General features: G+C 57.7%; 14 protein-coding genes. All 14 read right to left on the bottom strand.

From position 1 onward, the window contains the following. Nucleotides 1–5: 5 nt before the first annotated feature. Nucleotides 6–851, bottom strand: a complete 846-nt coding sequence (locus tag IB244_RS30880) for a hypothetical protein (protein WP_192306806.1) — start codon at nucleotides 849–851, stop codon at nucleotides 6–8. Beyond that, nucleotides 848–1,252, bottom strand: coding sequence for a hypothetical protein (locus IB244_RS30875; RefSeq protein ID WP_192306804.1), 405 nt, complete (start codon nucleotides 1,250–1,252; stop codon nucleotides 848–850). Before IB244_RS30875 ends, IB244_RS30880 begins: the two co-directional genes overlap by 4 nt. Continuing rightward, nucleotides 1,249–1,596: a hypothetical protein gene (locus IB244_RS30870; protein ID WP_192306802.1), complete on the bottom strand. Its 348-nt coding sequence runs from the start codon at nucleotides 1,594–1,596 to the stop codon at nucleotides 1,249–1,251. Before IB244_RS30870 ends, IB244_RS30875 begins: the two co-directional genes overlap by 4 nt. Further along, complete coding sequence (locus IB244_RS30865) at nucleotides 1,596–3,053, bottom strand: hypothetical protein (RefSeq protein ID WP_192306801.1); 1,458 nt, start codon at nucleotides 3,051–3,053, stop codon at nucleotides 1,596–1,598. Before IB244_RS30865 ends, IB244_RS30870 begins: the two co-directional genes overlap by 1 nt. Beyond that, the gene (locus IB244_RS30860) at nucleotides 3,050–3,685 is read right to left on the bottom strand and encodes a hypothetical protein (protein WP_192306799.1); all 636 of its coding nucleotides are present in this window, start codon (nucleotides 3,683–3,685) and stop codon (nucleotides 3,050–3,052) included. Before IB244_RS30860 ends, IB244_RS30865 begins: the two co-directional genes overlap by 4 nt. Before the next feature lie 65 nt (nucleotides 3,686–3,750). After that, nucleotides 3,751–4,995: a P22 phage major capsid protein family protein gene (locus tag IB244_RS30855; RefSeq protein ID WP_192306797.1), complete on the bottom strand. Its 1,245-nt coding sequence runs from the start codon at nucleotides 4,993–4,995 to the stop codon at nucleotides 3,751–3,753. Nucleotides 4,996–5,007: 12 nt separating this feature from the next. Then, on the bottom strand, nucleotides 5,008–5,910 hold the full coding sequence (locus IB244_RS30850; protein ID WP_192306796.1) for a hypothetical protein: 903 nt from the start codon (nucleotides 5,908–5,910) through the stop codon (nucleotides 5,008–5,010). A 59-nt stretch (nucleotides 5,911–5,969) separates the two neighbouring features. Further along, nucleotides 5,970–8,009 carry a portal protein gene (locus tag IB244_RS30845; protein WP_192306794.1) on the bottom strand — a complete coding sequence of 680 codons (2,040 nt, stop codon included), beginning with the start codon at nucleotides 8,007–8,009 and terminating at the stop codon, nucleotides 5,970–5,972. Beyond that, nucleotides 8,002–8,466 (bottom strand): HNH endonuclease, encoded by a 465-nt coding sequence (locus IB244_RS30840; RefSeq protein ID WP_192306792.1) that lies wholly within the window; start codon nucleotides 8,464–8,466, stop codon nucleotides 8,002–8,004. The genes IB244_RS30845 and IB244_RS30840 overlap by 8 nt, the downstream gene beginning before the upstream one ends. Beyond that, nucleotides 8,400–10,019, bottom strand: coding sequence for a hypothetical protein (locus IB244_RS30835; protein WP_210334362.1), 1,620 nt, complete (start codon nucleotides 10,017–10,019; stop codon nucleotides 8,400–8,402). The genes IB244_RS30840 and IB244_RS30835 overlap by 67 nt, the downstream gene beginning before the upstream one ends. Beyond that, nucleotides 10,006–10,275: a hypothetical protein gene (locus IB244_RS30830; protein WP_192306791.1), complete on the bottom strand. Its 270-nt coding sequence runs from the start codon at nucleotides 10,273–10,275 to the stop codon at nucleotides 10,006–10,008. Before IB244_RS30830 ends, IB244_RS30835 begins: the two co-directional genes overlap by 14 nt. Before the next feature lie 83 nt (nucleotides 10,276–10,358). Then, the gene (locus IB244_RS30825) at nucleotides 10,359–10,622 is read right to left on the bottom strand and encodes a hypothetical protein (protein ID WP_192306789.1); all 264 of its coding nucleotides are present in this window, start codon (nucleotides 10,620–10,622) and stop codon (nucleotides 10,359–10,361) included. Nucleotides 10,623–11,381: 759 nt separating this feature from the next. Next, on the bottom strand, nucleotides 11,382–11,759 hold the full coding sequence (locus IB244_RS30820) for a hypothetical protein (RefSeq protein ID WP_210334361.1): 378 nt from the start codon (nucleotides 11,757–11,759) through the stop codon (nucleotides 11,382–11,384). Nucleotides 11,760–11,796: 37 nt separating this feature from the next. Next, on the bottom strand, nucleotides 11,797–11,985 hold a 189-nt coding region (locus IB244_RS31925; protein ID WP_210334360.1), incomplete at its 5' end, for a hypothetical protein.

Here is an 11,985-nt window from a genome sequence, read left to right as displayed (position 1 = left end):
TACCCTCAGAAGAAAGAGCCGAGGAGGCCGGCGCCAGTTGTGCCGTACCCCAAAGCGGTAAGAAGCGGATTTTGACCTGGCTGGCTCTGTGTACTGGTACCGCCAAGCTGACCGGCGCCAGACGCGATGGCGTTTAGGCGGGCAAGATTCTCCCACGGCTTGTTCTGCTGCGCGTCGAAGATGCGAAGCTGATCGTTTAGTTGCTGCGTTGCGAGATTGTCGAAATAGCCGCCGGCCTTGGCAAGATCATTGGTGGGAGCAGACATCCCAGCGTAAGCCGTCCCAAGATTGCCAATTGCGCTCTGGCCCATGTTGAACAGGTTCGAATTAGCCGCATCCTTGCGGGTGTTAAAGTTGTTCAGGTCAGTGTAAAGCAAGTTGTTAGTGTTCTTGCTGATCGCATCGGCAACGGCAGAATTCCCAAGACCAGATCCATATCTTCCAGCAGCTGAATTGTTGAGGCTCACTGCATTATTGGTATCCGCGTTCGTCTGATCGATGATTTTCTGTAACTCAGGAGACAGCGACCAGTTGGCGTTTGCTACATTACCTATATTCTGTGTTGCTTGCGCTGTTGCAGGGTTATAGCCACCATTATTGATGATGTCCTGATATTGCCCTGATAGTCCACGCCCACCAATATTGTTGTAAGCGAACCCTTGCGTTGCAAGGGCGGCATCCCGGCTTTGGTCGGAAGGTGTTGCGTATGTCTGGCCAGTGTAGACCTGAGACCCAACTCCGCTGTTATACAGGTTCTGGGCACCTGACAGGGCCGTGTTGAGCGCCGGCTGGGCGCCCGACCATGGGGCATTGTTTGTCGTCGTGGTCGTCTGCTTGCTGGAACCGGTCATAGGCCAACCTCGTAAGTCGTGCGCAATTTCTTCGCGTCGGGGAAAAGCTTCGCCCAACCGTCTCGTCCTTCGGCTACGAAGCTTGTCGCGCCGCCTTCTCTCGCCATGTTCGCGATGAATTCTCTTGCTGCTGGGAGCCATTCGTCCACGCCATCCCCGACAATGCCGAGGCAGCGCATGACGGTCTTTGCCGTCCATTTCTGGAACTGCATGATCAGGATCGCCTTCGGGCCTTCGCCGTTGAAGACGACCACGCAGAAAGCTTGCCCAGACCGGCACATCTGCCAAAGCTCGCCCGACGAGATGTCCCCTCCGGTGCGCTCACAGGCTGCTTGCAGGCGTGCGGAGAATCGAGGCCAGATCTGATCAACCTCGGCGGCGTTCGCGATACCGATCTTCATCGAGAGAGCGCGTAATTTGCCATGTTGATGACCGTCGCCCGCACGTTGGCAGCCCCGACGACCTTGATCTTGTCGCCTTCCCGCATGCGGATAGGGATGTCAGAAATGGTCACGGTCGTCTTGGATGCTACCGCCCCGACCCAGACCATGAAATCCGTAGCTGTGCTCGCCTGATACCAGTAGACGTAGCAGTTGACCGAGCCGGCCGTGTCATTGGCGAAAGAGATGGATGCCGCCGTTGCGGAGTCGTCTGGCGCCGTGAAGAGGTCAGTCAGAGACGCTCCGGCCAGGTTGAGCGAGACCGGAAGATTGACGTTTCCGACGTAAGTGCCGAGGACTGCCATTACTGTTCCCCACTTCCGAGCCCATGAGCATTGACGGCGCTAGCGATCGACCAGACCGCGCCCTCTGCAATGATCAACCTGAACTTGTGCAGCCGACCGTCAGATCGGAACGGCACGACGCCAGCGCGGTTAGCGGAGTTGGCGCTGGACCATGTGATACCGTCGCCGTGGTAGGCTGAGACACCATCGGCAAGCGTGAATTTGCCTCGCGTGGCGTCCGTGATAACTCGAGCCTCGTTGACGAATGTCCGCGTCGTGCCGTCTATCTCCACGTCTGCAGTATCAATCGTCGCCTGCAGGTTCGGGCCAGTGAACCATGCTAGCTTGTTGTCGGTCGTGAATGTTGCGAATGTCGGTCGGCCACCGGTAAACAATCGGCTATCGAAGGGCTCGGTCACGTCGTCGATCTGCGAATACAGCAGAGACAGGCCGTCCCACGTCACGCCAGGAGTGGCCAGCGCCATCATTTCGCCAACCGCAATGTCGGTTGTGCACCAGCGGTCAAGCTGCCAGTCGTAGCCGAGACGGTAGAAATTGCCGTTCAAGGCGCGATACTTCCACCACACAATCTTCTCGAACGGGTCAGCCGAGCCCTGCACGTCGCCTAGATATGTCTGGTCAACCTGAGACAGAAACCAGCGATCCACGCGCTCGGCACCGATCGGAGACCGGTCAACCCCACCGAAGAACCCGTCTTCAGAGAGATAGAAGAACCGGCTCGGGCCAATCGAGACGATCGACCGAGGCGCAAGCGTCCCCTGCTTCGGGTTCAACACGGTTCTTGTGAACGTGAACCCCGACGACGGGGCGAACGGGAAGAACTGCATGGCCGCGCGCTGGATGACCGTAAAGCCGCCCTGCTCCGCAAAGCCGCCCATAATCTCATCGCCTTCGGGCAACTCCTGAAAATCTGCGCCTCTCTGTCCGATCGTCCAGAAGGTAATGTCGTTGTTACCCGACCAGCGAACCGTTTTCTGCCCGTTGGTCCCATCGAGGTAGCCAAGCACGAGGAAATCACCAGCCACCCACGAATACTTTGCCTTCGGAGGGCTGCCGCCGAGATCCGCGAAGTTGCCCGCCGCCTCGATGTCGTAGACCTGGATGTTATCGATGATGTTGTGCGCAATCAGCTTGTCGCCAAAGCGCGTGAAGGTCCAAGCATCCTGCAGCGGCACGTTATAGGGTGCGGAAGGGCCGGAAATGTCCGTCCACGAGTAATCACTCGTGTTCAGCTTGTAGAGGCGCGAGGCTGTGCCGGCGATAACGACATAGTTGCCGGCCGCTGTGCGAACGTAGACACCGCCCCGGCATTCCCCCGGCAATGCGTCGGTGATGACAGACAGCCCCGGCATCGGTCCCCAGCCATTGGCGACAGGCAGGGCGTTGACGACGTTGGCGCTGCTCGTGCCTTCGAAGGGCGATTTGTCAGGTTCGAACGGGCTCAGCGGTATGATCACGTGGAGATGTCCGTCGTGTAGTTGTAGCCTCGGCGGCGAAGCATCGGATCAGTGCGTAACTGGCTGCGCTTCTTCTGCGCGTTGTTACTGCGGACTTCCGCCGTGAATTCGTCGAGCATTGCCTTCCACGTGTTTCCAGCCTGATCCTTGACGTAGCCACATCCCCAGACCATGGCCGCAGCCAGGTAGAGATCCGGATTGTTCGTGAGGAATTCATTGGTCGGCACTGCATCAGAGAGCGCGAAACGGCCCTGATAAGTGAAGCGGATGGGGTACGGGATATCCAGAGGGCAGTCGAAACGGATGTTTGAGCCCTCAATGGCCCAATTGTTCGGGAGATTCGGCGTGTTCTGCTCGTAAAACGTCCCCAATGCCGACTGAGGGACAAAATATTCCTTCTCGAAAGCCGTCAGGTACAGAGAAACCGGATCGACGACCTGAAGAGAAGCAATGCTGACGACATTGGAGCTCGAAACACCGGTTAGATTGGCTGTCGTGGCGACAACCTCAAGCAAACGGTTAAGACGGGCTTCTGCAAGGGTGATGAAATCGGCGGCATTGCCGGTCAGATCACTGCGGGCCATCCAATCAACGACCGAGGCCTTCAGATCGGTGTAATTCGCTATCGCCATATCCGCTCACTCCGCAACATGAGAAGGGGCGAGACCGAAGCCCCGCCCCTCTGAGTGATTTTCGCTTACGGAGTGCCGCTGAAGCGGGTGGCGAGTCGAGGATCGATCGCCTTGGCCCCGAAGAGCACGTCATAACGCCAGCCTGCCACGTCGTTCGTGCTGTCGTAGACCGGGATCAGGCGAATGCTGATGCCCTTGTACGACTGGCGCGAGCCATTGTAGACGGCTGCCGGCATTTCCATCGGGACGGAGACGAAAGCGAAGGCATTCTTCGCAAACACCATGTTCTGACGGTAGCCGGTGCTGCCCGTGCCGAGGAAGGTGATCGCCGCGCCGTTGGCAGGAGCGGCCGAAACCGTCTGCTGTGCACCGGATGCGATGATCGGAGGCGACAGGGTGAGCGTCGTTGCACCAGCAGCAGCAGAGTTTGCGTCTGCCTTGACGACGAACTGACGCAGGAACGGCAGGGTTGCCTTGGTCACCGGATTGACAGCGTAAACGCCGGCAATGGTGATGATGTCGCCCTGCTTGACGATACCGGTCGTGGAAGCCGTCCAAGCCGTCGTGATGAGCGAAGACTGGTAGGTATCCTTGACCGACAGATAGGTCACATCCTGCGATGCGCCGTTGACGGTCGGGGAGCCCGTACCAACACCGGTCGTATGCGTCGGGACGTTCTGCGCCATGTAGGTGTCAACGTCACCGATCATGCCGAGGCGGGCCATGCGGTACGCGTCGTTTGCCGGCTGGTTGATGTAGAGGGCGGTCTGCGATGCCAGCATGCCCCAGTAATCAGCCGGGGACATAACGCCGGTACGATCGCCATCCACAGCAAACTCGTCGAGGCGCTGGGGAGCGACCGAGAAGTCAGCGAAGGAGTTGACGACGTTGCCGGGAGTGCCGACCCAGTTCGGAACATCCTTGTAGAGGCCCATCAGGGTCACGTCGATGTTGTTCGCAAGCTGGATCATGGCCGGCTTGAGAACACGCTCACGAACGCCGGACTCATCGATATCGAGCGTCAGTTCCTTCGAGGTGAAGTTAACGTCCACACCGATCTGGTTGCTGACCGTGAGAGTGGTCGAGCCTTCGACGACATCCTGGGCCGACCGCGTGGCGCCGGTACGGACGGTGAAGTCCGCAGGGCGCTTGATCGAGATCGTGTCGCCCTTCTTGTAGCCGTTGATGGACTGGGAGTATTCCTGATCGTAATCGACATAGACCTTCTTGGTCATGACGAGCGTGTTTTCGAGGATCTTCAGAGATTCCTTCGCGAACACGTTGACTTGTTTTGCAATGCTATTTGTCATCGGAGAGATTCCTTATCTCTTGAATTTTTGATCCGACCACTTCGCGTACTCGTCCATCGACATATCCGCAGGGTTCTTGGTCACGGCAGGGCTTGATTTGGCCGAGACGGTACGAAGAGGCTGGGCTGTCGGGAGGATGGGCTTGGGAGTGGCTTGCACCTTCTGCAGCGACTGGTTACCGAGCCATGCGAGGTAGAGCACTTCGTAAACCGGTGGGCTGTACGCGTTCAGAAGCGTTTCCCGGGTAAACCCTTTGCTCTCTGCAAATTCGGTGATTTTGGCGTCCACATCAGGGGACCAGCCAGGAATTTTCTCTTCAGCAAACTTGCGTGTTTCCCGCAGGCGATTGTCTGTTTCCAGTTTCGCTTTAGCGGACATCTCGTTCTGCTGCTTGTCGAGGAAACCGCCGATGTTTCCACGAACCTCTTTCAACTGCTGGAATTCGCGCCATGCCGACATAGCCGCCATGGGGTCTTCCTGCTCCAGAGCCCTCCAGTCGAGGTTCTGGTACTGGTTGAGCTGCGCATCGACGTTGAGCAGCGTAGCGCGGGCCTCAAGAACCTCCTGAGACACCGTATAGAAGGCGTCTGCCTCTGCCTTGCGGGTTTCGGCATCCTTCTTGATCGTCGCGGCTTCCTGCGTCTTGCGGGTGTAGTCCGCATGCATGAGGTAGCCGTCCTTGAGTTCAGCGGGGACGTTGTACTTCTTCCCGTTGATCTCGATTTCCACCACGTCGGGCTCTGCGCCTTCAAGGGTGGGCTGTTCCTCGCCTTCCGGCGCAAGCTCAGGCTGAATTTCTTCTTCCTGAGGCGCGTCAAGGTCGATTGGCTCGTCCTTGGCTTCAGGTATCTGCGCAGTTTCTGGCTTTTGCGTCTCGATTGCTGGCGTGGCCAGTTCTTCGGCAACAGCCGTCAAACCCTCGTCCATGAAGGTCCACTCCTTTGATGTAGGTTGGTGGAGGAAAGAAGCGCCGCTTACCCTTGGCGCATGGGAAGAAAATTGCGGCCAACCGGCGATGGCTGCTCTTCGAGCTTGGCAATCTGACCGGCTGCGGAAATGGCTGTCTTCGCCTTGTCGTTTTTGATGCCTGCCTCGACATCCATACGCTTAGTTTCGGCGTTGTACTGGTCGATCGACTTGTCAGCCTTCAGGGCTTCGACTTCCTGCGTGAGCTGCTGAATGGCCTGCTGCCCTTGCTGGATCATCTGCTGCACTTCAGGCGGCAACTGGTTCTTGTTGGCAGGGTTGAGCTTTTCGAGGCGCTTGGCGATCTCGTCAGCCCCAGGCCAATCGAGTGCCTTGGCATACAAATCACCGATGACAGGTGCAGCGGCCGGGAAGGACCGGATGAACTCCTGCATCTGCAGCGCCGATTCCTCGCGCCGTGTCGTGAACGACGGGCCAGAGGTGACCGTGAGGTCGTATTTGCCTGCCGTCAGGTCATAGATGCCGGCGATCGGGTTGCCTTCGTCGTCAACTTCCGGCTGGCCGTTCTCGTCCATGACGGACTGAGGCTCTTGAGAGTTGATCTTGACGCTCTTCTGGACGCCATCTTCACCGATCACGCGAATAATGCGCTCTTCGGTGTAGACGTATGGAATGAGGTCGATCAGAATCCGGCCTGTGTGCCTGATGGCGCGTGACAGGTTGTCGATGAAATGGAAGGTGGAAACATCCCCTTCCCGCTGACGGGCTGCAATGGCAACGCCGCTCGTTTCGTTCGACCGAGCGCCAAGGGATGCGTCATACATCCCGATGATGGCTTTCATATCGTCCGAGGCGTTCAAGGCCTCTTGCAGTGAGCCAGCAGCCGCTCCACCGTCGAGAGGCTGTCTCTGTGGGGGAGTGTTGCCCTCATATTCGAGATAGGCGTGGCTTTGCGTGTTCGCCGTTGCCCAGCGGGCCGCATCGCTGTCAAACGCTCCCTTCGGACCAATGAACGGCACACGAGGCGCAAGCGCGACAAGCTCGGTCGCCGTGGTGCGCCAGTAGTTGAGCATCCGCTGCGCGTCCTTGGCGTCGTGGATCAGCGAACGGTAGTAACGCTTGCCCTCCACAATGATTTCATCGCCGTAGACCGGAATGATCGGGATATATCGCCCCGGCCAATCGTTGACCTCAAGGACATCAGCCCCGGTCATGATCGTCTGCGTGACCTTGTAGGTCTTGCCAGGGCGGCGCTTGACGACAGTCAGGACGCGATTGTCGAGGAACATCTTGATTACAGGATCTTCAAGCTGCTCGGCCTTGTAGGTGTGGCCGTTCGAAAGCTTGACGATTTCCGTATCGACTTCCTCGCGCTGCCACCACTCGGCAATCATCACGCCGTCGTCATTCAGCCAGTTATCATCATAGGCCCATGCATCGCTGTCGAAATCGACCGCGCACGGCTCCTCATTGACGTTCTTCTTGTTCTTGTACTTGCGCTTGAACTCTTCCTTCGGAATGCGGTCGACGACGAAGGCCACATCCCAATCCGAGGAATCGGCCGCTGTCGAATTCGGATCGCCATAGACCGAGAACTGGTTTGACACGCGCTGGATGGACAGATCCATGTCGAAGCTGTCATCACAGGCATAGTCGCGGCTGACGCGCCAGTAGCCGAAACCACCGGAAACAGATGCCTCAACGCCGGTATCGTAGGCAACATCTGCGTTCGACGTGTATTCGATGTTGCGAATGAGGCCGTTCATGATGTCGGCAGTCTTCACATCGGCGCCGCTATCGACCGGATGCACCTTGATCGATGGCTTGTTCTGGCGGCTGTCGTTCACCACCTGGCGGATAAACGCCTTCATGCGGTTGATGGTCAGGCAGGGGCGGTTTTCAATCTCGCGCTGCTTGACGATATCGGACGGCCATTGCTCTCCAAGACGTGCAAACCGGATGTCATCAAGCGCGATGACACGGTTTTCGCTTTCAGCCTCGGAGCACAGTTCGAACGCCTTCTTGCCAGCGGTCAGAACGTCGTCAGGCTTGCTCTTGTCGAGAGTGGTGGGAGATGATTCAGCCATTCGCACCCGCCAAATGCTTGCGCTTGAGCTTGCCGATGTAAGCGGGGTCCATGCCGAACCGCTTGCCTAACTTCAGCAGGCTATCGCCCGAGTTCAGGATTTCCGCTATTTCGCGGTCAAACAGCTTCTGTCGCCCACAACCGCCGCCGCGTAGTGTTCCGTGCGCCTTTGCGTCGGCCATATTTGTGAGGATGTCAGCCCAATAGAGATGAGATGGATTCACGCAAAGCTTGTTGCCGCAACGATGTGCGGCTTGGTGCGCTTCATCCAGAGGAGAGCCGTGGGCCAAGATACAGACATACCGGTGTGCGTCTATGTTCTTCTTGGCATGCTGACGGCTGAGGCTATGTGCTCCGTATCCGCTGCTTTTCCGAACCGCAAAAGGCCAGATTATGCAATCGTCTGATGCAGATGAGAGAGCATCAGAGATAAACTGCTCACGCCGACTGATAGCCATGCGATTGCTCCCATCCAACCCCCGGCTATCCTGCCGCGTGGGTCTGGTTTCTTCTTCCGCTCCACAACGGGAGCCGCGAATGTCAGTACGATTGCGTCCCACTCGTCAGGGGATCGGACGCCACGCTTGCGCATCTGTTCCTTGCTCTCGATGAGCAGGTACTGGTTGGCGTCGTATCGGTATTGAGGCCCGCAGGCGTCAGTCTGAAGGCTGTCTTCGTCGGGGATATCAGCCCCGCCAGGCTCATCGAGCCAGTCTCGGGACCGCATCCACATCTCAGCACGACGGTTACGCGGGCCAGGTCTTTTCTCTCCGTTCGGGAGAATGATCTCCATGGCCTGAGGAGCGCCGCCAAAATCGATCGCTTCGATAACATCGGCATAGGGAGAGCCCCAGCTTTTGAGGATGTCGAAAACCCCGGCACCTTGCCCACCAACGTCGATAAACACCTTGTCGGGCTTGTCCTCGTCGATGATCTGCTTGATCCAGTTGGCGCCGGCCACGTTGTCGAGCTTGGTCTTGCTCTCTATCTTCGAAACCTGACGACCGCGCCGCCATGCGACCGAGAAACGGTCATCACCGAAGCGCGACGGGTCTACGCCGAGGATTAGCGGGCCAATCCCTTCGATCGTTGCCTTTCTAGCTGCTACAACCGGCTCTGGCTTGATGAAGCCGTCATGGCCCGTCATCTGGAACGCTTCAGCAGCGGTAGCCGGATATTCCTGCTTGAACAACGTCGGGTCCTTCAGCTCTGCCACCTTGGCCCGCCTCCAAACCATCTGCTCCAGCGTCAGGTCGTATGCTTCCTGATAGGTTGCCTCTTCCTCGTCGAGGACGAAGCCATCAGGAACCGGCCGCGAATACTCAGGCTGCCAGAACCACGGAATGAAGATTGCGATGTAGTCGCCTATCCCCGCTTCTGCCTGCTGCCAGCGTTCGTGGAATTCACCCCCGACGCCGTTTGCCGTGCTCTCAAGGATGACCTCAGTTTCCGGCAGATCCGGTATAGCCTGGACAACGCCAGCGAAGTGGGTGGGCGCATTTGGCCAGAAAGCTACCTCTGATCCGTGGAAGAATTGAACCGTCTGCGATCGACCGACCGCTTTCGCTCCTGCCGTGCCGACTGCGTAACCGCTATCGAGCTTGGGAAAGGAAAGCTCCTTGGCGTTCGCTGCGCCCGTCGTTGGCTTTACCAGTTCCGGGCAATGATCGTGATAGCGCTCGACCATGCCGAAAAGGTTGTTGGTCGCGTCCTGCTCATGAGTGAGGATGAAGACGCGCCGGCCGCGCTTGTGCGTCACCTTGTGATAGTAGCGCCCACCGACGTAGGTCGAGATGCCTTGCTGCCTGCCCTTGAGGATCAGTGCCCGAACCTTGCCGGTCTCAGCCAGTTGGGTTTCCAGCCGACTGTGGAGGTATTCCTGCGCCCTGTTCAGAGCGAACGGCTCAACATGACCGGCTTTTGTCCGGATCTTCAGGCATCTTGGAGCGTAGTGTGGGAACTCGTCGCGAAGTTTGCGCCGAATTGCCTTCTCTCGCTCACTCAAGCTCATTCAGGGCGTCTTCGTGGGTGAAGGTCAGATTGCCTTCAAGCTGCGTAGGTAGAACCTTGCCGAGCAAAGCCATGAACGGGCCGGGGTTGGCGCCAGCTTGGGCCTTGAGGTACCCAACGATGCCGTCCTTGCCGCCCGCCTCTTCTGCTGCTTTGAGGATTGCGTCCTTGAGCAGAGCCGTCGTCTTGTTCTTTGCGCCTTTGGGCCGGCCCTTGCCTCTGTTGCCCGTATTGACGCCTATTTTAGGCTCTTCCATCTCCCACTCCCTTTCAGGTTGGTGGAATATTATTTCTACTGGCCTGTGAGGCCTTGTCATTCCGCGATATGTTTATTCTACGGTTAAGCCAGTGCCGTGAGGTTCGTTGCCGTCGTGCCGGTTGCGAGGATGCGCTTTGTACGGATCATCAGCACTTGGCCTGCCGTCAAACCGGTCAGAGTGACGTTTGCAAGTCGCTGCGTTGCAGGGTCGAACATCTCAACGGCGAGATTGCCTGCGCCGCCGATCTGGATGTAGCGGGTGTGCTTGGGCTGATCGACGCTATCGCTTGTGGTCACCGTCCACGCATAGCCTGGAGGGGCTGTTTCTTCGAATGAACTGGGCATATCGATGCTAGCCTCCTGTGGAACCTAATCCTGCTGCTGAATGTTGATGACTACGTGCTTACAAAATTGGTTTGCTAAGAAACGACCGTGTAAATCTGCCCGAGACACGTGAGCGAGCCCCTGATTGCCTCTACTCGTGCTTCTGCGTCTTCAAGCGAGTATGCCCAGAGGCGAAGGGACCAGCATGCGCTGTCTGTCCTGTAATCGCAGAGGAATTCGAACATTGGCCGGCCGAATTGGTCGGTTCTGACGTGCTCAACGTCTGGAGCGGATCGCTTGTCTCGCTCTGCGTTGAAGTCGATGATCATCTACTAGACACCCAGCAGTGTTTGCATATCTGCGGGGCTTGGCATGAGGAGAGGGAAAGAATTGCTAGGAGAAGCAACAGGTTACGCGTCACATCAGCCGCCGAAAAGAGAAGGCGTATTCATGCGAGAACTGGCCGCAATTGAGCCGCAGCCGATCATCCCCGTACACCTCGATCTCGCGCCAGTACAGGAAAGGAAACCGCGATTTGCGCCAAGACGATATCGGAGAAACGCTCAATTCAGCCTCACCACGGTTAGGTCATGCTCTCTTGCGTAGAAGACGGCGACAGGACAGCCAACAACGCTTCGCTTTCGGCAAGGCGCGAGACGTTCTCGCAGTAACGCTGCACAGCGCTAGAAGGCAAATCGGTAAGGCCGCACTGGATACAGCGCCCCCGGAAAGGCGAACCCTTGGGGCTTGTCCGCTCAAGGGCATGGCAGCGAGAGGGCGTCATTTCTGGTTGGTGCCTTCTACGCCGCGCTGCATGCGAGCCAGAGTGCGGCTATGAAGCCAATGCTGCGCCTCTTCGATCTTGGTGAGGGCTAGAGCATTCTCGCGGCAAGCGAACTGGCCAGCTTGGAAGGAGCGGAGGCGATCGGCTACGATGGCGAGCAAGACTTCCTGTGTCAGGCCATTAATGCCGTTCTCATTGATCGGGCCATTCTGGAAGCTGATTTCCCAAGACTTCGACGCCTTGGATGGATCAGCATTTGGCGGCAGCGTCACACGGTATTCGTGGTTCGCGCCACCTGCGCCAGGCTCGTCAGTGACCTCGATAAGGATACGATCATTCGCAGGGTTGACTTTGTGGTCGGTGATCGTGCGCATCAGCACTCTCCTTGGGTTGATTGGATGAATCGGGGGATCAGTTGAGGAGCCGAAACGTCAGCTGGTGCTCCTGAATGTAGAAGAACACGTCAGAACGGTTCTCTGCGAATATCTCCATCTCTCCGTCGCAGTCCATGAGGGCGAAGCCTTGGATGCCGTCGTAGGTTGCTTCTCGGAGAGAGCAGTGGGATTCGAGAGGTGAGAATGCGTCTTCGTCGGGCATCTC

It is taken from the genome of Rhizobium sp. RHZ02, assembly GCF_014851575.1.
GTDB lineage: Bacteria > Pseudomonadota > Alphaproteobacteria > Rhizobiales > Rhizobiaceae > Rhizobium > Rhizobium altiplani.
The sequence above is the reverse complement of the archived record's forward strand: the minus strand, read 5'-3'. Positions and strand labels throughout refer to the sequence as shown.

What these genes read in the sequence shown, in the direction of transcription:
- IB244_RS30880 (WP_192306806.1), bottom strand. Translation starts at nt 851, where the DNA reads ATGACCGGTTCCAGCAAGCAGACGACCACGACGACAAACAATGCCCCA.
- IB244_RS30875 (WP_192306804.1), bottom strand. Translation starts at nt 1,252, where the DNA reads ATGAAGATCGGTATCGCGAACGCCGCCGAGGTTGATCAGATCTGGCCT.
- IB244_RS30870 (WP_192306802.1), bottom strand. Translation starts at nt 1,596, where the DNA reads ATGGCAGTCCTCGGCACTTACGTCGGAAACGTCAATCTTCCGGTCTCG.
- IB244_RS30860 (WP_192306799.1), bottom strand. Translation starts at nt 3,685, where the DNA reads ATGGCGATAGCGAATTACACCGATCTGAAGGCCTCGGTCGTTGATTGG.
- IB244_RS30855 (WP_192306797.1), bottom strand. Translation starts at nt 4,995, where the DNA reads ATGACAAATAGCATTGCAAAACAAGTCAACGTGTTCGCGAAGGAATCT.
- IB244_RS30845 (WP_192306794.1), bottom strand. Translation starts at nt 8,009, where the DNA reads ATGGCTGAATCATCTCCCACCACTCTCGACAAGAGCAAGCCTGACGAC.
- IB244_RS30840 (WP_192306792.1), bottom strand. Translation starts at nt 8,466, where the DNA reads ATGGCTATCAGTCGGCGTGAGCAGTTTATCTCTGATGCTCTCTCATCT.
- IB244_RS30835 (WP_210334362.1), bottom strand. Translation starts at nt 10,019, where the DNA reads ATGAGCTTGAGTGAGCGAGAGAAGGCAATTCGGCGCAAACTTCGCGAC.
- IB244_RS30830 (WP_192306791.1), bottom strand. Translation starts at nt 10,275, where the DNA reads ATGGAAGAGCCTAAAATAGGCGTCAATACGGGCAACAGAGGCAAGGGC.
- IB244_RS30825 (WP_192306789.1), bottom strand. Translation starts at nt 10,622, where the DNA reads ATGCCCAGTTCATTCGAAGAAACAGCCCCTCCAGGCTATGCGTGGACG.
- IB244_RS30820 (WP_210334361.1), bottom strand. Translation starts at nt 11,759, where the DNA reads ATGCGCACGATCACCGACCACAAAGTCAACCCTGCGAATGATCGTATC.